The sequence below is a fragment of the Pseudomonas viridiflava genome (assembly GCF_900602065.1).
In the GTDB taxonomy this organism is placed as follows: Bacteria; Pseudomonadota; Gammaproteobacteria; order Pseudomonadales; family Pseudomonadaceae; genus Aquipseudomonas.
The window spans coordinates 406,780-430,233 of sequence record NZ_UWFN01000095.1; the positions used below are offsets into that span (position 1 = coordinate 406,780).

General features: G+C 58.1%; 20 protein-coding genes and 1 riboswitch. Of the genes, 7 read left to right on the forward strand and 13 right to left on the reverse strand.

The genetic code is table 11. From position 1 onward, the window contains the following. Positions 1–124: 124 nt before the first annotated feature. From parC to cpdA, 6 genes are all read right to left on the reverse strand, one after another. Entirely contained in the window at positions 125–2,389 is a 2,265-nt protein-coding gene (gene parC, locus EE949_RS04475) for a DNA topoisomerase IV subunit A (protein WP_122663162.1), read from the reverse strand. Positions 2,390–2,399: 10 nt separating this feature from the next. After that, complete coding sequence (locus tag EE949_RS04480) at positions 2,400–2,921, reverse strand: retropepsin-like aspartic protease family protein (RefSeq protein ID WP_122663163.1); 522 nt, start codon at positions 2,919–2,921, stop codon at positions 2,400–2,402. Further along, entirely contained in the window at positions 2,918–3,892 is a 975-nt protein-coding gene (locus tag EE949_RS04485) for an esterase-like activity of phytase family protein (protein WP_240350574.1), read from the reverse strand. The genes EE949_RS04480 and EE949_RS04485 overlap by 4 nt, the downstream gene beginning before the upstream one ends. Before the next feature lie 329 nt (positions 3,893–4,221). After that, positions 4,222–6,126, reverse strand: coding sequence for a DNA topoisomerase IV subunit B (gene parE / locus EE949_RS04490; protein ID WP_122663164.1), 1,905 nt, complete (start codon positions 6,124–6,126; stop codon positions 4,222–4,224). Positions 6,127–6,264: 138 nt separating this feature from the next. Then, complete coding sequence (locus EE949_RS04495; protein WP_122663165.1) at positions 6,265–6,882, reverse strand: YqiA/YcfP family alpha/beta fold hydrolase; 618 nt, start codon at positions 6,880–6,882, stop codon at positions 6,265–6,267. A gap of 96 nt (positions 6,883–6,978) precedes the next feature. After that, positions 6,979–7,755, reverse strand: coding sequence for a 3',5'-cyclic-AMP phosphodiesterase (cpdA, locus tag EE949_RS04500; RefSeq protein ID WP_162874470.1), 777 nt, complete (start codon positions 7,753–7,755; stop codon positions 6,979–6,981). Between the two features lie 299 nt (positions 7,756–8,054). Between cpdA and EE949_RS04505 the strand changes: the two genes are divergently transcribed. Beyond that, positions 8,055–8,549 (forward strand): hypothetical protein, encoded by a 495-nt coding sequence (locus EE949_RS04505; RefSeq protein WP_122663167.1) that lies wholly within the window; start codon positions 8,055–8,057, stop codon positions 8,547–8,549. 81 nt (positions 8,550–8,630) lie between these two features. Here EE949_RS04505 and EE949_RS04510 read toward each other — a convergent pair whose 3' ends face one another. Together EE949_RS04510 and EE949_RS04515 are read right to left on the reverse strand one after the other, a co-directional pair. Next, positions 8,631–9,083 carry a DUF1249 domain-containing protein gene (locus tag EE949_RS04510; RefSeq protein WP_122663168.1) on the reverse strand — a complete coding sequence of 151 codons (453 nt, stop codon included), beginning with the start codon at positions 9,081–9,083 and terminating at the stop codon, positions 8,631–8,633. Continuing rightward, on the reverse strand, positions 9,074–9,691 hold the full coding sequence (locus EE949_RS04515) for an NUDIX domain-containing protein (RefSeq protein ID WP_122663169.1): 618 nt from the start codon (positions 9,689–9,691) through the stop codon (positions 9,074–9,076). Before EE949_RS04515 ends, EE949_RS04510 begins: the two co-directional genes overlap by 10 nt. Positions 9,692–9,899: 208 nt before the next feature. On the opposite strand from EE949_RS04515, the gene EE949_RS04520 reads away from it, so the two are divergent. After that, on the forward strand, positions 9,900–10,646 hold the full coding sequence (locus tag EE949_RS04520; protein WP_122663170.1) for an RsiV family protein: 747 nt from the start codon (positions 9,900–9,902) through the stop codon (positions 10,644–10,646). Here EE949_RS04520 and cytX read toward each other — a convergent pair. Together cytX and thiC are read right to left on the reverse strand one after the other, a co-directional pair. Next, entirely contained in the window at positions 10,615–11,937 is a 1,323-nt protein-coding gene (cytX, locus tag EE949_RS04525; protein ID WP_122663171.1) for a putative hydroxymethylpyrimidine transporter CytX, read from the reverse strand. The two genes, EE949_RS04520 and cytX, sit on opposite strands and share 32 nt — an antisense overlap. Before the next feature lie 168 nt (positions 11,938–12,105). Then, the gene (gene thiC / locus EE949_RS04530) at positions 12,106–13,995 is read right to left on the reverse strand and encodes a phosphomethylpyrimidine synthase ThiC (RefSeq protein ID WP_122663172.1); all 1,890 of its coding nucleotides are present in this window, start codon (positions 13,993–13,995) and stop codon (positions 12,106–12,108) included. A gap of 167 nt (positions 13,996–14,162) precedes the next feature. After that, positions 14,163–14,267, reverse strand: a riboswitch (TPP riboswitch). Between the two features lie 161 nt (positions 14,268–14,428). Between thiC and EE949_RS04535 the strand changes: the two genes are divergently transcribed. Continuing rightward, a complete protein-coding gene (locus tag EE949_RS04535; RefSeq protein WP_122663173.1) occupies positions 14,429–15,868 on the forward strand; it encodes a TolC family outer membrane protein in 1,440 nt (479 codons plus the stop codon). Positions 15,869–16,226: 358 nt separating this feature from the next. Here the strand turns inward: EE949_RS04535 and waaA are convergent, their stop codons facing one another. Continuing rightward, positions 16,227–17,501, reverse strand: a complete 1,275-nt coding sequence (gene waaA / locus EE949_RS04540) for a lipid IV(A) 3-deoxy-D-manno-octulosonic acid transferase (RefSeq protein ID WP_122663174.1) — start codon at positions 17,499–17,501, stop codon at positions 16,227–16,229. 14 nt (positions 17,502–17,515) lie between these two features. Next, positions 17,516–18,400 (reverse strand): LysR family transcriptional regulator, encoded by an 885-nt coding sequence (locus tag EE949_RS04545; protein WP_122663175.1) that lies wholly within the window; start codon positions 18,398–18,400, stop codon positions 17,516–17,518. Positions 18,401–18,494: 94 nt separating this feature from the next. Between EE949_RS04545 and EE949_RS04550 the strand changes: the two genes are divergently transcribed. Genes EE949_RS04550 through EE949_RS04565 form a run of 4 tightly spaced genes read left to right on the forward strand, consistent with a single transcriptional unit; the run spans position 18,495 to position 21,857 of the window. Continuing rightward, on the forward strand, positions 18,495–18,827 hold the full coding sequence (locus EE949_RS04550) for a DMT family transporter (RefSeq protein WP_122663176.1): 333 nt from the start codon (positions 18,495–18,497) through the stop codon (positions 18,825–18,827). Positions 18,828–18,876: 49 nt separating this feature from the next. Beyond that, the gene (locus tag EE949_RS04555; RefSeq protein WP_122663177.1) at positions 18,877–20,052 is read left to right on the forward strand and encodes an NAD(P)/FAD-dependent oxidoreductase; all 1,176 of its coding nucleotides are present in this window, start codon (positions 18,877–18,879) and stop codon (positions 20,050–20,052) included. Continuing rightward, positions 20,049–20,864 carry an aldo/keto reductase gene (locus EE949_RS04560; RefSeq protein ID WP_122663178.1) on the forward strand — a complete coding sequence of 272 codons (816 nt, stop codon included), beginning with the start codon at positions 20,049–20,051 and terminating at the stop codon, positions 20,862–20,864. Before EE949_RS04555 ends, EE949_RS04560 begins: the two co-directional genes overlap by 4 nt. A 36-nt stretch (positions 20,865–20,900) precedes the next feature. Next, positions 20,901–21,857 (forward strand): metal ABC transporter ATPase, encoded by a 957-nt coding sequence (locus EE949_RS04565; RefSeq protein WP_122663179.1) that lies wholly within the window; start codon positions 20,901–20,903, stop codon positions 21,855–21,857. A gap of 133 nt (positions 21,858–21,990) precedes the next feature. On the opposite strand, the gene hldE is transcribed toward EE949_RS04565, so the two are convergent. After that, complete coding sequence (gene hldE, locus EE949_RS04570; protein ID WP_122663180.1) at positions 21,991–23,412, reverse strand: bifunctional D-glycero-beta-D-manno-heptose-7-phosphate kinase/D-glycero-beta-D-manno-heptose 1-phosphate adenylyltransferase HldE; 1,422 nt, start codon at positions 23,410–23,412, stop codon at positions 21,991–21,993. Positions 23,413–23,454 lie beyond the last annotated feature (42 nt).

A 23,454-nucleotide genomic window follows, 5' to 3' on the forward strand; every position in this document is an offset into this window, starting at 1 on the left:
CGTGCAGGCACTCAGCCACGCTTGCGCCTCAGGACGTCATATCATCCGTGAATATGCGTCCTGACTCCAGCGATTATGCGTCGATCTTCATGGCAAAACGAAGACCAATAGCTCTAAAGCAGGATTAAGAGGCGTTTTCCACTAAAAGCGCATCGACCCGCTGGAAGCCGCGAGGCAGCTTATTGCCCCGACGCCCGCGTTCACCCTTGTAATGTTCCAGGTCATCAGGTTTGAGTGACAAGTTGCGTTTACCAGCCTGCAAGACCAGTGTTGCGCCCTGTGGTATCACCGCAATATCAGTCACATATTCTTCACGGCTGGCGACCCGATCACCCGGTACACCGATAATCTTGTTGCCTTTACCTTTGCTCAACTGAGGCAAGTCACTGATCTTGAAGATCAGTAGACGCCCTTCAGTGGTTACAGCAGCGAGCCAGTTCTGCTCACGATCAGCGACCGGACGCGGCAACATCACTTTAGCCCCGTTCGGCAAACTCAGCAGCGCCTTGCCTGCCTTGTTCTTGGCCTGCAGATCCTCGCCCTTGACCACGAATCCATAACCCGCATCCGACGCAATGACGTAGAGCGCGTCATCTTCAGGCAGCAATACGCATTCAAATGTCGCGCCTGGCGGAGGCTGAAGCTTGCCTGTCAACGGCTCACCCTGCCCTCGAGCCGACGGCAAGGTATGGGCGGCCAGCGAATAGCTGCGGCCTGTGGAGTCGATAAATACCGCGTATTGGTTGGAGCGACCCATCGCAGCGGTCTGGAAACCATCCCCAGCCTTGTAGGAAAGCCCTGTCGCATCGATATCGTGACCCTTGGCGGAACGCACCCAGCCTTTTTCCGACAGGACTACGGTCACTTTCTCATTCGGCAGCAGGTCATGCTCCGTCATGGCCTTGGCTTCAGCGCGCTCCACGATTGGCGAGCGGCGGTCGTCGCCATAGGTTTCAGCATCCTTGAGCAGTTCGGTGCGGACCAGCTTTTTGAGTTTGGCCTCGCTGCCCAGCAGCGCCAGCAGTTTGGTCCGTTCTTTGTTCAGTTCATCCTGCTCGTTGCGCAGCTTCATTTCTTCGAGGCGCGCCAACTGACGCAAGCGGGTGTCCAGAATGTAGTCAGCCTGGATTTCGCTCAGCTCAAAGCGCTCGATCAGCTTCGCCTTCGGATGCTCCTCGGTGCGGATGATATGGATCACTTCATCCAGATTGAGGTACGCAACCAACAAACCGTCCAACAGGTGCAGACGGCGCTCAACCTTGTCGAGGCGGAACTGCAGGCGACGGCGCACGGTACGTACGCGGAACTCCAGCCACTCCACCAGCAATGCACGCAGGTTCTTCAGTTGCGGCTTGCCGTCCAGCCCGATGATGTTGATGTTGACCCGGTAGCTGGACTCCAGGTCGGTACTGGCGAACAGGTGCTGCATCAGCGCTTCGTGATCGACCCGACTGTTCACCGGGATGATGACGATGCGGCAAGGATTCTCGTGGTCAGACTCGTCGCGCAGATCCGCGACCTGCGGGGCCTTGGAAGGCTTGGCCTGCATCAATGCCGCAATCTGCTCCAGCACCTTGGCGCCAGAGACCTGATGCGGCAACGAAGTGACGATGATGTCGCCATCTTCGATGTGGTACACGGCGCGCATACGCACCGAGCCCTTGCCGGTTTCGTACATTTTCAGCAGATCGGCACGCGGGGTAATTATCTCCGCTTCAGTCGGGTAATCCGGGCCCTGAATATGCTCGACCAATTGCTCGACGGTGGCTTTCGGCTCATCAAGCAGCCGCACGCAGGCCGTCGCGACCTCCCGCAAGTTGTGCGGCGGCACGTCCGTGGCCATGCCAACTGCGATGCCAGTGGTGCCGTTGAGGAGGATATTCGGCAAACGTGCTGGCAAGACCGCCGGTTCATCGAGAGTACCGTCAAAATTCGGCACCCAGTCCGCAGTGCCCTGACCTAACTCGCTGAGCAGTACTTCGGAGTAACGCGACAAGCGCGCTTCGGTGTAACGCATGGCCGCGAAGGACTTCGGATCATCCGGCGCACCCCAGTTGCCCTGCCCATCCACCAGCGTATAGCGATAGCTGAAAGGCTGAGCCATGAGCACCATGGCTTCATAACAGGCCGAGTCACCGTGGGGGTGAAACTTGCCGAGCACGTCGCCGACGGTACGTGCCGACTTCTTGTGCTTGGAGTCAGCGTCCAGGCCAAGCTCGCTCATGGCATACACAATGCGCCGCTGTACGGGCTTAAGACCGTCGCCGATATGCGGCAAAGCACGGTCCATGATCACGTACATGGAGTAGTTGAGGTAGGCCTGTTCGGTGAAGTCAGCCAGTGACCGGCGTTCTACACCATCCAGACTGAGGTCAAGGGAGTCGCTCATGCGTGCCTCATTATTTCGTGGTCTGGCGCAGCAGCATGGTGCCGCCGCGCTGAGTGAATTCGAGTTGTTTCATTGCGCTCATACCGAGCAGCACCTGCTCCCCGTCCAGACCGGGCACCACCAGGGCGCGCACGTTGTGCAGGACGATATCGCCCAGTTGCAGACGTTCGATTGACGTTCGAAAGCCCTCGCTGCGGCCATTGGCGGTGCTGACCCAAACCGGCGCACCCCGTTGTAACTTCAAGGTGTCGGCCATCTCACCCGGAATCGCCACGTCTGTGGCACCGGTATCCAGCAAAAACTGTACAGGGTGATCATTGATCTTGCCCGAGCTGACAAAATGCCCCTGACGATTGCCCACCAGTTGCACTTCTATATATCCATCACCATGCTGCGAAGTGACCACTGCGTTAGGGTTTTCCTGGCGATCTTCCCAATCGCCAAAAAAGCGCGTCGCCAGAAATAGTCCAGCGCCCCAGGCCATGATCATCAGCACCTTGCCCGCACGTCTGCCGGGAGGTTGCTGAGTCATTTCGATGCACTCCAGCCGCCAGCAGGTGCTGCGAAGCGCCACACAATCGGGCGCTTCTCGCCATCGGCGCGCTCATCGAAATTGTTATCGATGCCGACCCAGGCGCCGGTCTCGTCCACCACCAGCGCCTCGGTCAGGGCGAACGGCTGGTCGTAAAGCCGGTTTGGCATCAACGCCTCTTTGGCGAACGACCAGCATTGCTCGCTCTTGCCAGTATCCAGGGCGCGCCGGCAAATGCGATAGGCCGAGCGCTCCAGCGTAAACAGCTTGCCGTTGAACAGCGACAGATCAGCAAAATCACGGGATACCGATTTACCCCCTACCTGCGGTGGCAAAACTTCACTGCCGGGCTCGGTACGCAATACGCAACTGCCCTTGCAGCGCCAGGCATCCTTGTCGCGGCTGACCACTAGCAATCCGCGTTGACTGCGCTCGGCAGCCAACCACAAACGGTCACCTTGCGGGCTAATGGCCAAGCCTTCAAAAATAGCGTTGAAGTGTTGCAACATGCCCTTGGCCCGCGCCTGTGCAACCAGCTCGCTCGGCAATTTCAGCCAGACGGGTGGCCCCTCGACGGGGACTTTGAGCACCTCGGCGTGGGCCTCGCTGACGACATACTTATTGCCCGCCGCATCACAGCTGATGCCTTCGAAATCAAGACTGCCGCCGCGCACGAAGGACGACAGTTTTGCCAGCGAACGCAAGTTGGCCGGTAGATCACTCTGCGGCGCAGGCGGGACATCAATCTTCTCCGACTGAGCCAGCCAGACGGTATTGGTCATATCCATGCGGTAGAGCAAGTCGTCGTCGCGGTCCGAGATGGCCCACAACTGGCCACTGCAGACCGCCAAACCTGAAAGATTGCCACCCACCATACCGTCCACCGGATGCTCCGAAACGAGCGCCAGTTCTGGCAGTGGTGCTGCGAATGCCGGAGCCGCCAGCAGAGTTGCAAGCAGTCCGGCCCACACAGATCTCCTGCAAGAATGAACCCGCCCTCCAGACGCCGTGCTGTCGCGCAGAAGACTCGGTTTCATGTGGGAGCGGTGCTTGCCCGCGATAAAGGCGACGCGGTATGAAGGATACACCGCGGTGTTCATATCGCGGGCAAGCACCGCTCCCACATAAAAATCGCATCTACTCAGTGACTTGCATGCTGCTTGATGAGCGTACGCTTGCCCGCGATGGGGTCTGCCAAGCGCTGAATGCAGTGCCTGAACTGACGCTATCGCGAGCAAGCTCGCTCCTACAGGGGCAGCGAAGAAATCGCGCGGTGTCGAGGACACCGTGGGGCCTCGCATCAAGTCAAAACCTCGGCGAGGTTGCCTTTGGACTCCAGCCAGCTCTTGCGGTCGCCAGCGCGCTTTTTGGCCAGCAACATGTCCATCATTTCCGACGCGACTTCAAAATCGTCCAGGGTCAATTGCACCAGACGCCGTGTGTTCGGGTCCATCGTGGTTTCACGCAACTGCGGCGGATTCATCTCACCCAGACCTTTGAATCGTGTGACCTGCGGCTTGCCGCGTTTCTTCTCGGCCACCAGACGGTCAAGGATCCCGTCGCGCTCGGCTTCATCAAGCGCGTAGTAGATTTCTTTACCCAAATCGATGCGATACAACGGAGGCATGGCGACATACACATGGCCTGCATCCACCAGCGGGCGGAAATGCTGGACGAACAACGCGCACAGCAGCGTCGCAATGTGCAAACCATCAGAGTCGGCGTCGGCGAGGATGCAGATCTTGCCGTAACGCAGCTGGCTCATGTCCGCAGCGCCCGGATCAACACCAATGGCGACGGCAATGTTGTGCACTTCCTGGCTGGCAAGCACTTCGCCGCCGTCCACTTCCCAGGTATTCAGGATCTTGCCGCGCAACGGCAGGATCGCCTGAAACTCCTTGTCCCGCGCTTGCTTGGCGGAACCACCAGCGGAATCACCCTCGACCAGAAACAGCTCGGAGCGCATCGGATCCTGACCGGCACAATCAGCCAGCTTGCCAGGCAATGCCGGACCCTGCGTGATGCGCTTGCGCTCAACCTTCTTGCTGGCCTTGAGGCGACGACCGGCGTTGTTGATCGCCAGTTCAGCCAACTGCATGCCCAGGTCGGAGTTTGCGTTAAGCCAAAGACTGAAGGCGTCCTTGACTACGCCTGACACAAACGCTGCCGCCTCACGAGAGGACAAGCGTTCCTTGGTCTGGCCGGAAAACTGCGGCTCCTGCATTTTCATCGACAGGACGAAAGCAATGCGTTCCCAGACATCTTCCGGTGCCAGCTTCACGCCACGCGGGAGCAGATTGCGGTATTCGCAGAACTCGCGCATCGCATCCAGCAAGCCCTGACGCAAACCGTTGACGTGAGTACCGCCTTGCGCCGTCGGGATCAGGTTGACGTAGCTTTCCTGCACGCTGTCGCCGCCTTCCGGCAACCAGAGCAATGCCCAGTCGACGGCTTCTTTATTACCGGCAAAACTGCCACAGAACGGTTCGTCCGGCAGACGCAGGAAATCACTGACCGAATCCTGCAGATAGGAGCGCAGGCCATCTTCGTAATGCCATTCGACTTTTTCGCCAGTGGCTTTATCTTCAAAGCTGACCAGCAGTCCCGGACACAGTACGGCTTTGGCCTTGAGCACGTGCTTGAGGCGGCTGACCGAAAACTTGGGGGTGTCGAAATACTTGGGGTCCGGCGCAAAGTAAACGCTGGTCCCGGTGTTGCGCTTGCCGACGGTGCCGACTATGTCCAGCTCCGAGGCCTTGTAGCCATCGGTGAAGCTCATTTCGTATTCGTTGCCGTCGCGCTTGACCCGGACCTTGACCAGGGTCGACAGCGCGTTGACCACCGAAATACCCACACCGTGCAAACCACCGGAGAACTGATAGTTCTTGTTGGAGAACTTGCCGCCCGCGTGAAGCTTGGTGAGGATCAGCTCGACACCGGAAACGCCCTCTTCCGGGTGGATGTCCACAGGCATGCCACGACCATCGTCGGACACTTCCAGCGAATTATCGGCATGCAGAATCACCTGCACCGATTTGGCATGACCCGCCAGAGCTTCGTCGACGCTGTTGTCGATCACTTCCTGGGCAAGGTGATTCGGCCGCGAGGTATCGGTGTACATGCCCGGCCGCTTGCGAACCGGGTCGAGGCCCGAGAGGACTTCGATGGCGTCTGCGTTATAAGAGCTAGCGCTGGGATTGGCCATGGGGTCTCGTCATCAGTTGTTCGTGGGGTTACAGAGTTGAAAACCTGTAGGAGCTGCCGAAGGCTGCGATCCGCCTAAGCCAGGCTTTCGAACCAATCGCAGCCTACGGCAGCTCCTACATTTAATCCGGCTATACATTCAAAGCTTGGAAATATCCACCGCCTGCAACAACTCAGGGGCAAATCCGGCAAAACTCAACAGCGCTGGCAATCGCTCAGCAAATCCTTGGTAACTGTGGTCGCCGCCAGCCTGAATACGCAAGGCGCATGCCCGATAGAACGATTCGGCGCGGCGATAATCAAGGGTCTCATCACCGGTTTGCAGCCAGACCTGAACACGCCTTGGGTCTTGGGGTGCGGGCACTTCCAGTTCGGCCAAGGCCTTTACGTGGTCGTGGGTCAGTTCCCAGGTTTGGCCGGTATAAAGGTTTTGCTGCGTACCTACAAAGCCGTCGAACAGCTGGTGCGGATTGACTGCCGGATTGATCAGCACGGCCTTCAGGCCATGGCGCTGCGACAAGTGTGTCGCATAGTAGCCGCCGAGCGAGCTGCCGACCAGCAATGGCCGCCCGAGTTCTTCGATAGCGGACTCGAGCTGAACCATGGCCTGGCGCGGATGATGATGCAATTCAGGGACTCGCACCTGCTCACTCAGCCCAAGCGAACGCATCAGCGCGATCAGCTGAGTGGCTTTTTTCGACAGCGCCGAGCTATTCAGGCCGTGGATATAAAGCAGTGAAGGGTTTTCGCTGGTCACGCCGTCCGCTCCTGGATCACTGAGTGGTACAAAGCCGCGCAGTTTACAGGGACTAACGCTGAAAGACTCGCACCGGTGTGTATCACGACAAAAAGATCAGTAGCCCTTGCCGCCGTAATCCACCTCAAAATCCAGGCCAACCACCCGGGACACACCCGTTTCCAGCTTCCCGTCGTCGTAAAGACGCAACCAGCGGTAGCCCGGAGCGGTGGTATCAACTTTGAAATCAACGCTACCGGGCGCGAACTGAATGCAGGTTGAAGGCGACGCCAGCAGCCGGACGGTATCGCGCATCTGGTCATATTCCTGATGAACATGCCCCCAGAGCACTGCTCGCACTTGTGGAAAACGCTCCAGCACCGCAAACAGCGCCTCGGGATTGCGCAGGCCGATAGGGTTCATCCACTCGCAGCCAATCGGCACCGGATTGTGATGCAGACACACCAGATGATGTCGCTCGGGCGCTTCACTCAATGACTGGACCAGCAACTGCAGCTGTTGATCGCTCAAATAACCGGGTACGGAACCCGGTACCGAGGAGTCCAGCAAAGTCACTCGCCAATTGCCAATATCGATGACCGGGTCGAGCAAGTCGCTTTGCTGCGCGGCCTGGAGCATTTCCCGGGATTCATCATGATTGCCGGGGAACCAGCGTTTAGGCGCATCGATTTCCCCACTCAACCGACGGAACGTTTCATAAGACTCAACGCTGCCGTCCTGGGAAACATCGCCGCTGGCAACCACCAGATCCACCTGCGGCTGTTCGGCCAACACCAACTCAATGACTTTTTGCAGACTGTAGCGGGTACACATCCCCAGCAGCGTACCGTCCGCATTGGCGAACAAATGGCTGTCGGACAGCTGGACCAACAGGACTGAGTCTTTAACGGGAACGTTCGGCAAAAGCCATCTCCTTGGGCAGAGTCTGGCGATTATGGGGTGAAGCGAAGTCCTCGGCAAATAATTGGATGAGTACTGAGTCACAAGCCAGGCAGACGATTGACAGAGGCTTGATGCTCTGATTAACCCATCTAAATAAACAATCAAAACCTGTCAGAAGTGACAGTTATCCAAGGGACCCTACCTGCAGTAACCTGAACCTCGTCGAGAATGGCAGGCCGCTCACCAAAGACGGCAATCGGCGATACCCAACTTGAAAAGGACCTTCAAAAATGAGCACCAAAAAAACAAACGACGAAAAGAAAGAAGTTCATTCGTTGCAGCCGCCTGACTTTGGCAGGCAAGCGACCGGCACGTATGAGTTCTTCATCGCTGGCGAACCCATGTTTGTAGGAAAGGTTAGCGTTTTCATGGGCTGCACGCCGCCCGGTTGTTACATGAGCGTAAGTGCAACTACCCCCGTAGAAGCCCTGACCCGCAGAGGGGTGGGAATTGGTTTACCGCTAGATGCCAAACCCGGTACTTACAATGTTGGGCATGATGGACACGCACCCTTCGCGAATTATTTTCTGATTCGCGAAGGACCTAATGGGTCATATATGACTTCATTCGATATTCTGAGGGGAACCATCACGCTCGACGACAGCAATCAAGAGCACTTCCGTATCAAGGGTTCATTTGAATATCACGCTTGGGCTTATGGTCAAACAATACAGTGCCTCGGAACCTTTGACGTACAAGAGGACAGACCTGGCAAAAAAACTTGATAGGTGACAACGATTCGGTGCGACATAACCTAGACATGCAGGCCTTCATACCCGGCATTGCCCGCAGAAACTTAACCGCAGTTAGCGCACCGCCTCAAATTCATGCCCGCACGCCAGGCAATGGCTCAGCCATTCCCCGAGAAACAGATTCAACTGGGCTTTTTCATCCGGCTGATGCATCTCCGCATTGGGATACGGATAGATCCCCCGAAAGCGCCGCGCATGTTCAGCGCCGATCACTTCGGCCATGCGCGCATCGTGGTAGACCTGCACTTCCAGACTGGGAACTGGCAGCCATGGCAAGCTATGTTCCTGACGCACTTGCAGGGTGGTGGTATACGGGCAATCGAGGAGCACTTCGACCGCCAGTACGCCGAGCATTTGATCGCCTTGAGTCACTGCGACCCGGCGTGAGCGTTGTTCGTTGCGCATGTCCGGCAACAACCGCATCAAGCGCGCGTAGTTGGCCTCGCAGGCAGCTTGCAGCCCGGCAAGGTCAACACGATAGCGCTCGCGCAATGGACTCACGACCATAACCCCCTGATTTCGACACGGTTCAGCGCCAGCCATTGCAGCGCAATAATCGTCGAAGCATTGATAATTCGCCCGTCACGTACCGCTTGCAGTGCATCGTCAAACGACCAGACGGTAACGCGGATATCTTCACCTTCGGACTCCAGTCCATGCAATCCCCCCGCGCCCTCACTTTCACAGCGCCCCAGGTACAGATGAACAAACTCATCGCTGCCACCCGGTGAAGGAAAGTACTTGGTGATCGGCCACAAGGCGCTGAAGACAATTCCAGCTTCCTCTTCTGCTTCGCGGTGAGCAACCTCTTCAGGTTCTTCAGCCTTGTCGATCAAACCTGCGACCAGTTCAATAAGCCAGGGATTGGCAGTTTTCTCCAGCGCACCTACACGGAATTGCTCGATCAACACCACTTCATCGCGTTTGGCGTCGTACGGCAGCACACAGACCGCGTCATGACGCACAAAAAGCTCGCGACTGATCTCCTTGCCCAGACCACCCACAAACTGTTCGTGACGCAAGAAGACTTTGTCGAGTCTATAAAAGCCCTGAAAGCAGTTTTCACGCCGGGTGATTTCAAAAGCAGTCGGGGTCGATCGGGTCTGTTCGGTCATGTGTTTCTCGCTTTGGGCAAGTCGTAACGTGATGCCATCCTAACGCGCATCGCCAACCAGATGCAGCCCCCTTGAACATGCAGGGTAGACGGCCAATAGCGAAACGAACTCTAATCCGCCCGGCGGCGAACCGATGTCATCGTTTGCAGTCCAAGCAGCCTGAACTCGAACAACGTAACCGTCTTCATTGCCACCGCAAAGGATCAACATGTCGTTATTGAGGATCGCTTCACTGGCTTGTCTGGCACTTATGCTGGGTGCTTGTCAGAGCCTGTTCCAACCCAATTACCGTGCGCCCCTGCAGGTGCAGCGTGATGCCTCCGAACTGATCAAACCGGGCTGCACCGCCGCTGACTGCCCCTTGGTGAACATCGACACCGTGCACTTCCCCGATGAGCCAAAGCTGGACGCCATCGTGCAGAAGACTTTGCTGCAACTGACTCGCACTGACGCCAGCGGACCGCTGCCCGTTTCGCTCAAAGCTTATCAGGAGCAATACCTGCGTGACTCCCAAGGCCGCAATGCCAGCTATCTGCAGGCAAAGGTACGCGAGCAACATGACGGTATCGTAGTCGTCGAGCTGTCCAGTTATCTGGATACCGGCGGCGCACACGGCGCCCCAGGCCGCGCATTCATCAACTATTCACGCCAGCAAGAGAAAGTGCTGACCCTGGCCGACATGATCGTACCGGGCAAAGAAGGCGAGTTCTGGCAGAAGGCCGAACTCGCGCATCAAGGCTGGCTGCTGTCGACCAAGATGAATGAAGACGCCGACTTCATGAAGACCTGGCCTTTCAAACGCACGCCGCATATCGCCCTGACCTACGGCGCGTTCATCCTCAAGTACCAGGTGGACACTATCGCGCCTTACTCGATGGGCCACATCGAGCTGAAGATTCCTTATCCGCAGCTCAATGGCATCCTCAAACCGGAACTGTTCCCCGGTCGCGGTTGAGGTTCTTACCCAGCAACAACTGCAGCACGCCAGCGACAATGAGCGCTGGCAGTGTTGCGCCGACATCCGGATATAGATTGGCCAGCAAGTGATAGGTGCTGACTCCGCCTAGCCAGGCCAGCAAGGTCATCCAGTGAAATCCGACGTTAGCCACCTGGCTGGTGCGCCTGCGCAATACAAAGTGATCCACCAGCACGACGCCGAATAACGGCGCGAATACCGAGCCGATCAGCAGCAGGAAGTTCTGGTATTGCGCCAAGGGCGCAAAGCAGGCGATCAACGTGCAGATCACACCGATGGCCAAGGCCAGATGCTCGACTTTCAGCTTTAACAAAATTCCGCTGGATACCGCTGCCGAGTGAATATCGGCGAACGCGTTTTCAGACTCATCCAGCAGAATAAGTAATAACGGAATCCCCAAGCCTGCACCCGCCAGCGCCAGCAATAAGGCATTGACCTCGCCACTCGGGGCGAACGCCAGCGTATAGGCCACGCCCAGGCTCATCAGCCAGAAATTACCGATGAAGAAGCCCAGCGCGGTGCCGCCAAAGACGTTTCTTGCGCGTTTGCCGAAGCGTGAGTAATCGGCAATCAATGGCAGCCACGAAAGCGGCATGGCGATAGCGATGTCGAACCCCGCGGCAAATGGCAAGGAACCATCACCGGCCTGAGCCCATAGCGCCGCCAGATCGGCCTTGGCAAAAAGATTCCAGGTCAGCCACAAGCAAGCCGCCAGCAACAGCCAGATACCCCACTTACGCAAAATCTGTCGCACAAACGTGAGCGGGCCACTGACTGCCAGTAACGTCGCCAGACCACCGAAAAACAAGGTCCAGAGCAATGGGCTGGTCCACAGGCTGTTGTCGCCAAAAGCCCGGGAGCCCAGCAAGCTCGCGGCATCGCGCATGACGATGATTTCAAACGAGCCCCAACCGATCAGTTGCAACAGGTTGAGCAACGCGGGCAGCGTCGCGCCTTTGCTGCCTAGGCTGAGTTTGAGCGCGGCCATGGACGATAAACCGGTATCACTGCCGATCACACCGACGGCGGCAAGCAACAACACGCCCACCAGTGTGCCGAGGAAGATCGCCAGCAGCGAACCCGACATGCCCAGCCCCGGCGCCAGCAGCGAACCCGACATGCCCAGCCCCGGCGCCAGCAGCGCACCGGTTTGCAGGACCATCAGACCAATGCCGAGGGAAAACCACAGAGAAAACAGATCGCGCCCGCCGAAGACACGTTTGCCTTCGGGGACAGGGGTATCGGGAGAGTAGGTGCTGGGGGTGGTCATATTTGAGGCCGTAACGACAGGGTGGCTGGATGCATGTCGGCCTCCTGTGGGAGCGAATTCATTCGCGAAGAGGCCGGTACATTCAACAGATATTTGTTGGCTGTAACAGAGCTTTCGCGAATGAATTCGCTCCCACAGGAGAGCACCGCCAAGCAGATCTATTTCAAATCACACTTTTTTATACAGCTGGCTGCCTTCCTGCTTGAAGCGTTCGGCCTGCTCCGCCAGCCCTTGGGCGACGTCCAGGTCGACCGTTTCAATCTTCTGATTGGCCGCGTACTCACGCACTTCCTGGGTGATTTTCATCGAGCAGAATTTCGGCCCGCACATGGAGCAGAAATGCGCGACTTTGGCGGAGTCTTTTGGCAAGGTTTCGTCGTGATACGAACGTGCAGTGTCCGGATCGAGGCCAAGGTTGAACTGGTCTTCCCAACGGAATTCAAAACGCGCCTTGCTCAATGCGTTGTCACGGATCTGCGCGCCCGGATGCCCTTTTGCAAGGTCCGCCGCGTGCGCCGCGATCTTGTAGGTGATGATCCCGGTCTTCACGTCATCCTTGTTCGGCAGACCCAAGTGCTCTTTGGGGGTGACATAACAAAGCATCGCGCAACCGAACCAGCCGATCATGGCCGCACCAATACCCGAAGTGATGTGGTCGTAGCCGGGGGCTATGTCAGTGGTCAGCGGGCCGAGGGTGTAGAACGGCGCCTCGTCACAGCACTCCAGCTGCTTGTCCATGTTCTCTTTGATCAACTGCATCGGCACATGGCCCGGGCCTTCGATCATGGTCTGCACGTCGTGCTTCCAGGCGATCTTGGTCAATTCACCCAGGGTTTCCAGCTCGCCGAATTGCGCGGCGTCGTTGGCATCGGCAATCGACCCCGGACGCAGGCCATCGCCCAGCGAGAAGCTGACGTCGTAGGCCTTCATGATTTCGCAGATGTCTTCAAAGTGCGTGTAGAGGAAGTTCTCTTTGTGGTGCGCCAAGCACCACTTGGCCATGATCGATCCGCCACGGCTGACAATCCCGGTCACGCGTTTGGCGGTCAGTGGCACGTAGCGCAGCAGCACACCGGCATGAATCGTGAAGTAATCGACGCCCTGCTCGGCCTGCTCGATCAGCGTGTCGCGAAACAGCTCCCAGGTCAGGTCTTCGGCGGCACCGCCAACTTTTTCCAGCGCCTGATAGATCGGCACCGTACCAATCGGAACCGGCGAGTTACGAATGATCCACTCACGGGTTTCGTGGATGTGTTTGCCAGTGGACAAGTCCATGACGGTGTCCGAGCCCCAGCGGATGCCCCAGGTCAGCTTGGCGACTTCTTCTTCAATGGAAGAACCCAGTGCGCTATTGCCGATGTTGCCGTTGATCTTCACCAGGAAGTTGCGGCCAATAATCATTGGCTCCAGCTCCGTGTGGTTGATGTTGGCAGGAATGATCGCGCGACCGCGGGCGATTTCTTCGCGCACGAACTCAGCGGTGATTTCCTTCGGGATATTCGCGCCAAAGCTATGCCCGGCGTGTTGCTGAGTGAGCAGACCGGCAGCGCGGGCTTCCTGCAACTTCATGTTTTCGCGGATGGCGACATATTCCATCTCCGCGGTGATGATGCCCTGACGCGCATAGTGCATCTGGCTGACATTGGCCCCGGCCTTGGCACGGCGTGGGTTGCGCACATGAGCGAAACGCAGACGAGTCAGCTCGGCATCGGCCAGTCGCTGCTGCCCGAAATTCGACGTCAGGCCGTCGAGACGCTCGGTGTCATTGCGCGAGTCGATCCACGGCGAACGCACATCGGCCAGGCCTTTACGCACGTCGATGATGACGTTGGGATCAGTGTAAGGGCCGGAGGTGTCGTAAACGGTGACCGGCGCATTGATCTCACCGCCAAAATCGGTCGGTGTGACATCGAGATGGATTTCGCGCATGGGTACGCGAATGTCCGGGCGCGAGCCCTGAACGTAGATTTTTTGCGAGCGGGTAAACGGCTGCACCGATCCAGAGTCGACTTGTGCGGACTCACTCAGGTTGGCGGCATTTTTTAGATTTGTACTCATCACGGGCTCTCCAGACATCATCCAGCGGCGGATTAATTGTCGGAGCGAACCTGAAGACGGAAAGACGCACCAAGACTGGTGCTGAGTATCGAGCGGAGAGTGTTTGATTCATTTCAGTTTCAGAAATGAACCATCGACCCCGGACGACACTCAAGAGGACTCGCCGGGAGACGAGAAATCTTGTTCCCTACGCAGGCGCTAACCTGATCAGGTTCAACGGGATCCGGTTTAACCGATCTCAGCCTCAAATCAAGGCACCCCGACAAGAACGTCGCCAGTCTAGTCGGGACGGGGCCGGAACGCCAAGCACGTTTTCAAACGCTGGATAAATGGCCGATCTGACGGATTGTTGCCAAGCCCCCCAGCCTCTACACTCGCTAGCCAGCTTCCTGGATATCGGACTGGCACAATAATCATGAACAGGGAACGCCCCATGCTGCACAAACTTTCATTGGCCATTGCCGTGTCATGTGCCTGCAGTCCGATTGCCTGGGCAGCCGACTTGCCGCTGCCGACCAAAACCGGTCTGGTCAGCGTTTATCAGGAAGCGGTCGACAACAACGCCGATCTTGCGGCCGCACGTGCCGATTATGCAGCCCGAAAAGAAGTCGTGCCTCAGGCGCGCGCAGGCTTGTTGCCCAATCTGTCTGGCGGTGCCAACGTCAACAATACTCGCACCAGCATTGACCAGCCCAACGCCATTGCCACCCGCAGCGGTACGGTGTATCAGGCGACGCTGAGCCAACCGATTTTCCGTGCAGATCGCTGGTTCCAGTTGCAGGCCGCAGAAGCCGTCAATGAGCAGGCGGCGCTGGAGCTATCGGCCACCGAGCAGAACCTGATTCTGCAAAGCGCCCAAAGTTACTTCACCGTGCTGCGCGCCCAAGACAATCTGGCCTCGACCAAGGCTGAAGAGGCGGCCTTCAGGCGTCAGCTGGACCAAGCCAACGAGCGCTTCGATGTCGGCCTCTCCGACAAGACCGATGTGCTGCAGGCCCAGGCGAGCTATGACACCGCCCGAGCCAGCCGGATCGTTGCCAAGCGTCAGGTGGATGATGCATTCCAGGCATTGGTGACATTGACCAATCGTGAATACAACTCCATTGAAGGCATCGTCCACACCTTGCCGATCCTGGCGCCGATGCCTAACGACGCCAAAGCCTGGGTCGATACCGCGGCGCAACAGAACCTTAATCTGCTGGCCAGCAACTACGCAGTGAACGCCGCCGAAGAAACCCTACGCCAGCGCAAGGCCGGGCACGCCCCAACGCTTGATGCGGTGGCTCAGTATCAGCGTGGCGATAACGACGCGCTGGGCTTCAGCAATCCGAACTACACCGGACAGAACTACCGTGGCGACGTCGAGCAACGCAGCATTGGCGTGCAGCTGAATATCCCGATCTACAGCGGTGGGCTGACCAGCTCGCAAGTGCGCGAAGCGTATTCAAGACTGAGCCAGAGCGAGCAGCGCCGCGAGGGGCTTCGTCGTCAGGTAGTGGAAAACACCCGCAACCTGCACCGTGCGGTCAACACCGATGTCGAGCAGGTTCAGGCTCGCAAACAGTCGATTATCTCCAATCAGAGCGCGCTGGAAGCCACGGAAATCGGCTATCAGGTGGGCACTCGCAACATCGTCGACGTGCTGGATGCGCAGCGTCAGTTGTACGCATCAGTGCGTGATTACAACAACACCCGCTATGACTACATCCTCGATAACCTGCGCTTGAAGCAAGCTGCGGGAACGTTGAACCCGGGCGACCTGCAAGACCTGTCGCGCTACCTGAAAGCCGACTACAACCCGGACAAGGACTTCCTGCCGCCAGATCTGGCAGCGGCTGCGAAAAAGAACTTCGAAAGGCCGCCACAGCGTTAAGACGCCTCTTACAAAACCCTGCGGAGGATCTGTGACTGCCTGCAGGCGCGATCCTGCAGGACCGGCCGGGAAAGCGCCGTCTCTGTGAGAGATTCTATGCCTGCTAGCTCAAATCCCTGTGGGAGCGAATTTATTCGCGAAGGGGCCAGTACATCCGCAGCCTCTGTATCAATTGAAATACCGAATTCGCGAATAAATTCGCTCCCACAGAGTTTGCGCCAGCCTCAAATCCATCGCGATGCCGTGGGACCGGCAATAGCCGGGAAGACAGTATTCCTGACGATAAAGATGCTGTGAATGTACCGCACCTTCCAGGCTAAAAGCTGACCCCACGGAAAAGTGCATCGCAAACAGACCTTTATTTAACTAGCTGGCCAAGCCCATCCAGCAATCGCTGTAATGCGCCTTGATTAGCCTTCATCACCGCCAACCCTGCTTGTGCCATCTCGCGCGCCTTTTGCGGCTGGTCGAACAGTCGCTGCACGGCAGCCGAAAGACTTGCCGCGTCGCTGCTTTCGATCAATGCGTTGGCATTGCGCAACATCGTGGCGATTTCCAGGAAGTTGAACAGGTGCGGGCCGCTCAAAACAGGCTTGGCCAGCGCAGCAGGCTCCAGCAGATTGTGTCCGCCGTTAGGCACCAGACTGCCACCGACGAAAGCGATGTCAGCCAACGCATAGAGAAACAGCAGCTCGCCCATGGTGTCGCCCACCAACACGGCGGTTTCAGCGGTAACGGGTTGTGCGGTTGAGCGCCGCACTGTCGCGAAACCTTGTTGCACGGCGAGATCATGCACGCTGTTAAAGCGCTCCGGGTGGCGAGGCACCAACACCAGCAATGCGTCGGGATGGCTGACAAGCAACTGCCGATGAGCCGCCAACACAACCTCATCCTCTCCAGCATGTGTGCTGGCCGCGATCCAGACGGGGCGTTCGGTCGCCTGCCATTGCTCGCGTAGCTGTGCGGCGCTGCTCAGCAGTTGCGGATCAATCGTCAGGTCGAATTTGATCGAGCCGGTAACGGCCACGCATTCCTGGCGCGCCCCCAACCCAAGAAAGCGCTGAGCCTCGGCTTCGGTCTGCACCGCGAACAAACTCATTTCTTCGAGCATCGGCCGGGTCAACCCGGCAAACCGTGCGTAACCTCTCGCCGAGCGCTCCGACAGCCTGGCATTGGCCAGGGCCACGGGAATGCCACGTTTGCTGCACTGATGAATATGGTTAGGCCACAACTCGGTTTCCATGATCACGCCAAGCACAGGCTGAATGTGATTCAGAAAACGACCGGCTGCCCACGGCAAGTCGTAAGGCAGGTAGCAATGCTGAACGCGTGGCTCGTTGGCAAACATCGCCTTGATCCGCTCCGAACCGGTCGGCGTCATGCACGTAACAGTAATCGGCAACTGTGGATAACGTGCCAGCAGCGCACGAATCATCGGCGCAGCGGCAATGCTTTCCCCCACCGATACCGCATGCACCCAGATACCGCCCTTCTGCATCGCAGGAAGGCCGATGGCAAAGCGCTCGCCGATCCGCTGTCGATAGGCAGGCGCCTTGCGCGCTCGAAGCCATAGCCGAACGGCCACGAGTGGCAGGCCGAGATGAAACAGCAAGGTATATAAGGTTCTATTCATGGGCGCGGAGTTTATCAGCCAATGGCCCGCAAATGCCGGGCAAAACTTTCGGACAACCACTGCGCAGCTGGCCCCAGAGGTTCGTCGCGACGCCAGACCATCTCCACCACTAGAGGTGGCGGTGTCCATTCGCTGACCAGCTCGGTCATCTGGCTCTGATAGGTTGGATATTGCACCACATGCCGAGGCAGCCATGCCCAGCCCAGGCCACGCATGAGCAATTCAGCCATCACATAGAAACTGTCGGCCCGCCATACGTGCGGGCTCAGCTGTTCACCACCGGGATAACCACTCTGTTGCGGAGCAATCAGTAACTGTCGATGGCGCGCAAGTTGTTGCCGGGTAACGCGCGTCTCGTTCGCCAATGGGTGGCCCACCGCGCAAACCGTGACCATTTCCACACTGCCAAGCCCTCTTCGCTCAAGCGCGGCAGGCATCTGTTCATGATGAAACAGGAGGCCCAGATCTGCGCGACGCTCAAGCAACTTGCGCGCAACATCGCCCTGCGCACCGCTGGCTAACTGGACTTCAAGCGTGGGGAAGCGATCTGCCAACGCCTCCAGGCTGTCGAGTACGGGCTGATAAGGCATGGCCTCATCATGTGCCACACGCAATTGCGCCTCCTGACCACGCATCAATGCCAAGGCGCGGCCGTCGATACGCTCGCATTGGCGTAGCAGTTCTCGCGCCTCTTCAAGCAGCGCTGTACCCGCCTCGGTCAAGCGGGGCTGGCGACCGCTGCTGCGTTCAAACAGGCTGACACCCAGATCAGCCTCCAGCATGGCAATGGCGCTGCTGACCGCAGACTGCGCCCGATGCATATCCCGGGCGACGGCAGAGAACGAGCGCTGCTCGGCCACGCTGACAAACAAACGCATTTGTTCGAGGTTCCACTGCATCGCCCGCCAACCTATCTCTAATGAAGATAGGTAATGACTATACCCCATCTCACCACGGTCTAAAATGCGCAGCATACGAAGAGGAGTTACCGTCATGCCTGCTTATTACCTGCTGGCCATCGCCATTTGTGCCGAAGTCATCGGCACCATTTCCATGAAAGCCGTGAAAGGCTTGAGCACACCAATCCCGCTGATGCTGGTGATCTGCGGCTACGCTATCGCTTTCTGGATGCTGATTCTGGTAGTGCGCACGATTCCGGTGGGCGTCGCTTATGCAGTCTGGGCAGGCATGGGGATTGTCATGGTCAGCGTTGCCGCGTTCTTCATCTACGGCCAAAAACTCGACATTCCGGCCATGCTCGGCATGGGGTTGATTGTGCTGGGCGTCGTGGTGATTCAGTTGTTTTCGAAAACCGCCGGGCATTGAAAACGCGTTCCTCTATAATGGCCGCATTCTTCCGGCCACAGAGGTGCTCATGCCTTCCGTTATTTCCACTGACGTCCTGATCGTCGGTGCCGGCGTTGCTGGTCTCTGGCTCAACGCCCGACTGCGTGGCCAAGGGTTCTCGACCGTACTCGTCGAGAACGCCAGCCTGGGCGGCGGGCAAAGTCTCAAGTCGCAAGGCATTATTCACGGTGGCGCCAAATACGCGCTGCATGGCGCCTTGTCGGGTGCATCGGAAGCGATTGCCGATATGCCGCGCCGCTGGCGTGAAGCGTTGGCCGGCACCGGAGAACTGGACCTGAGCGGCGTACGTGTACTTTCCCAGGCTCATTACCTGTGGTCGCCAGGCACCCTGGCGGGCAACCTCACCAGTTTTTTTGCCAGCAAAGCCGTACGCGGTCGCGTTGATCAAGTCAAAGGCACTGACTTGCCGCCAGCCCTGCAAGACCCGAAATTCAAAGGCAAAGTCTACCGTCTGGCCGAGTTGGTCATTGATGTCCCGAGCCTGATTGAGCGTCTGGCTGAACTGGCCAATGGTAGCTTGCTGGCAGGCACCCACCTGGAACCGCTGATGGATGGCGACGAACTGGTGGGCATGCAGGTAGATGGCCTGGATATTTTCGCCCAGCGCGTAGTGCTGTGCGCCGGCGCGGGCAATGCTGACCTGCTGAAAAAGCTCGGTGTAGCACAGCCAGCGATGCAACGTCGACCGCTGCACATGGTGCTTGCCAAAGGTCCGAGCCTGAAGCCGCTGTATGCTCACTGCCTGGGCGGAGGACCCAAGCCGCGCCTGACCGTCACGACTCATCCGGCCGCCAATGGTCAATGGGTATGGTACGTGGGCGGCGATGTAGCAGAGGCCGATGGCGTCGCCCGGGATCCGGCACAGCAAATTGCGGCGGTGAAAAAAGAACTGGGCACTTTGTTGCCGTGGGTTGATCTCAGTCAGGTCGAGTGGGCCACCTTGCGGGTTGATCGGGCAGAGCCGGCGCAATCCGGACTGGTACGCCCCGACAATGCGTTCCTCAGCGTGCAGAACCGCCTGATGGTCGGCTGGCCGACAAAGCTGGCTTTGGCGCCGGACTTTTCTGACCGGGTGCTGGCGGCGCTGTCCTACGAGGAAATCCATCCGACTCCACAGCCATTGCTGACAGATCTGCCCAAGCCACCGCTGGCCATACCTGTATGGGACCAACTACTGCCATGAGCGTAAAAACCCTTCACGAGCTCCACCGCCCACTGGGCAGCACCGGCATCAACGTATCGCCGCTGGGCCTTGGCACCGTCAAGCTGGGTCGGGATCAGGGTGTTAAATACCCTAACGGCTTTACGATTCCGGACGACGTGCAGGCACAGATGCTGCTGCGGATGGCTCGCGACATGGGCATCAACCTGATCGACACCGCGCCCGCTTACGGCACCAGCGAAGAACGCCTGGGGCCGTTGTTGCGTGGCCAGCGTCAGGACTGGGTGATCGTCAGCAAGGTCGGAGAAGAATTCGAGAGCGGTCAGTCGAGCCATGACTTCAGTGCAGACCACACTCGAATGTCAGTGGAGCGCAGCCTGAAACGCCTGGAAACCGATTTTATTGATCTGGTGCTGGTTCATTCAGACGGTAATGATCTGGCCATTCTCAACGACAGTGATGTTTACCAGACGCTGGCTGACCTCAAACGCGAAGGCAAGATCCGCGGCTTTGGTTTTTCCGGCAAGACGGTCGAGGGAGGCCTGCTGGCATTACGTGACGGCGATTGTGCCATGGTGACCTACAACCTCACCGAGCAGGGCGAAAAACCTGTGCTCGACTACGCTGCTGCTCACGGCAAAGGCATTCTGGTCAAGAAGGCGCTGGCCAGCGGTCACGTCTGCCTGAGCCCTGGCGTTGACTCGGTTCAAGCCAGTTTTGAAATGCTGTTTGCCCATCCGGGCGTTGCCAGTGCTATTGTCGGGACCATCAATCCGCTACATCTGGCTCATAACGTAGCGACTGCCGCTGCCGTGATTCGCCGTCCAGCCTGATGTAGGCGGCCGACCCCAACGCAAGAAGGAGCCGATATGCCGCGAACCTTGATTCGGAAGAATCCCAGCAACTTCAAAACCCTGCCGTTATTCGTTGAAGCCACTCCCGAAGGCCTGAATTACCAGAGCATCGGGATGCCGCTGAACTTCTCACAAACCCTGCAGCGCCGCCGCAAGATAGAGGTGGCCGATACCGAGCGCTTCTCTACCGAGCTTGCCAATCTTGGGGTTTCAGTAAGGCTGACGCTGAACTGGCAAAATCGTGATTACTGGGTGCTGGTTCGACAACGCCGTCAGGATCGTGGTGATGTGGTGCTCAAGCTGATCTCGGGTTACGTCCCGGCGCATGAGCTGAACCTGCCGTTGCATACGGCCATCCAGGAGGTTGCCGAGGAATGCCTCATTGAAACGCCTCAGGGCTGGTTGAGCGGACGCTTCAATGACATCTGGCTGCCAGCGCCTTACGCAGCAGCTTTGCATTACCGCGAAGCGATGCCGTTTCGCCTCAGCCCGTTGTCGGGTGCTGCGCGGCCGGTACGTTGCGGGAGCATGACCCTGATCGAACGACCCCGGGCTTATGTACACCTTCCCACCGCATCGCTGCAGCTCATTTATGACATGCGCCTGGAAGTCCCTCGGGAGGCCAGGCCACTCAGCCTTTTCCATGTGGATGAAAGCCTGGAAAAAGACCAACTGGTTGCACGGCTGAACCGCAGCAAACCTGACCTTTACCTGATGCCGCTCGAGAACGGTGTGCCACTGCCCGAGCTTTATACCTTGAAGCGCGACAAGCTGACGCCTGCGGGAACCCGCGGCCTGTATCTGGCGGAAAGCTTTGCAGCGCAGGAAGGCTGGGTGGTGCGCGACGAACGAATTCGCTGGAAGGACTGGCTACGCCAGCAAGGAATGACGCCACCACCGAAGAAAACCGGGCTAAAACGCCTGACCGGCAAGGCCCGACAGTTGTTGAAGCTGGTGACGTTCAAGAGTTGAGCCTCAGTGGTGCCGCAAAGTCGCGGATAAGCCACTAGACCTGTAGGAGTGAGCGTGCTCGCGATGGCGCCAGGTCAGGCGATAAATTCGTCGACCCAGAAACCGAATCGCGAGCAAGCTCGATCCTACAAAGTTACTGCCCGCGGATTTTCTCGACAATCGCAGTAGTAGAGCTGTTTTCCACCAGCCCCAGCACCCGTACTTCACCGCCGTAGGCCTGAACGATGTCCGCGCCGACCACTTGGTCAATGCCGTAATCCCCGCCTTTGACCAGTACATCCGGTTTAACGTAACCGAGAAGGTTTTCCGGTGTGCCTTCAGGGAAGCTGATCACCCAATCCACTGCGCCCAGCCCGGCAAGCACAGCCATGCGTCGGTCAACACTGTTGATCGGACGGCCAGGGCCTTTAAGACGGCTGACTGACGCATCATCATTGACCGCTACGATCAGGCGATCACCTTGAGCGCGTGCCTGTTCCAGATAGGTTACGTGCCCTGCATGCAGGATATCGAAACAGCCGTTGGTGAAAACGATCTTCTCGTTGTGCGCACGGGCGTCATCAATGGCCAGCAGCAGTTGTTCCAGGCCCAGCACGCCGCGCTCCGAGCCTTCTTCACGCTGGATAGCGCGACGCAACTCCGGAGCGCTGATGGCAGCGGTACCCAGCTTGCCGACCACAATGCCAGCAGCCAGGTTAGCCAGCGCCACCGCGTGGGGCAGGTCTTCACCGGCAGCAATGGCGGCCGCCAGGGTAGAAATAACAGTGTCGCCAGCGCCAGTGACATCGAACACTTCACGGGCTCGGGCGGGCAGATGCAACGGCGGGTGTTCCGGACGCAACAGGGTCATGCCGTGTTCACCGCGTGTCACCAGCAAGGCTCCCAGATCCAGTTCGGCCATTAATTGTGCGCCCTTGGCAACCAACTCGGCCTCATCGACGCAGTGACCGACAATTGCTTCAAACTCGCTGAGATTCGGGGTGATGAGACTGGCACCACGATAAATCGCGAAGTCTTTACCTTTGGGGTCGGCAAGCACCGGGATATTGCGCTCACGGGCAACCTTGATCAGCGCCTGATGGTTTTTCAGCGCGCCCTTGCCGTAATCAGACAGCACCAACACCTTGATACCGTCCAGCAACCCTTCCACTTCGGCACTCAGGGCTTCAGCGTCAGTAGCAAACGGCTCTTCGAAGTCGATACGCAGCAATTGCTGGTGGCGGCTCATCACACGCAGTTTGACGATAGTCGGTTGACTGGCAATACGCTGGAAGCGTGCCAGAACACCAGCAGCCTTGAGACTGTTGGACAGGCTTTCGGCAGCCTCGTCTTCACCGGTAACCCCCACAAGCGACGCAGGCGCACCCAGTGCAGCGATGTTCAAGGCAACGTTGGCGGCTCCGCCCGGGCGGTCCTCAATCTGTTCCACCTTGACCACTGGCACGGGCGCCTCTGGCGAAATCCTCGAGGTGCCGCCATGCCAATAGCGGTCGAGCATGACATCGCCCACTACCAAGACTGGAGCTTGATCGAAACGCGGCATGGACAACTTCATCGAACAACCCGTAACTAGAATGAACAGGGGCGGAATCTTAGC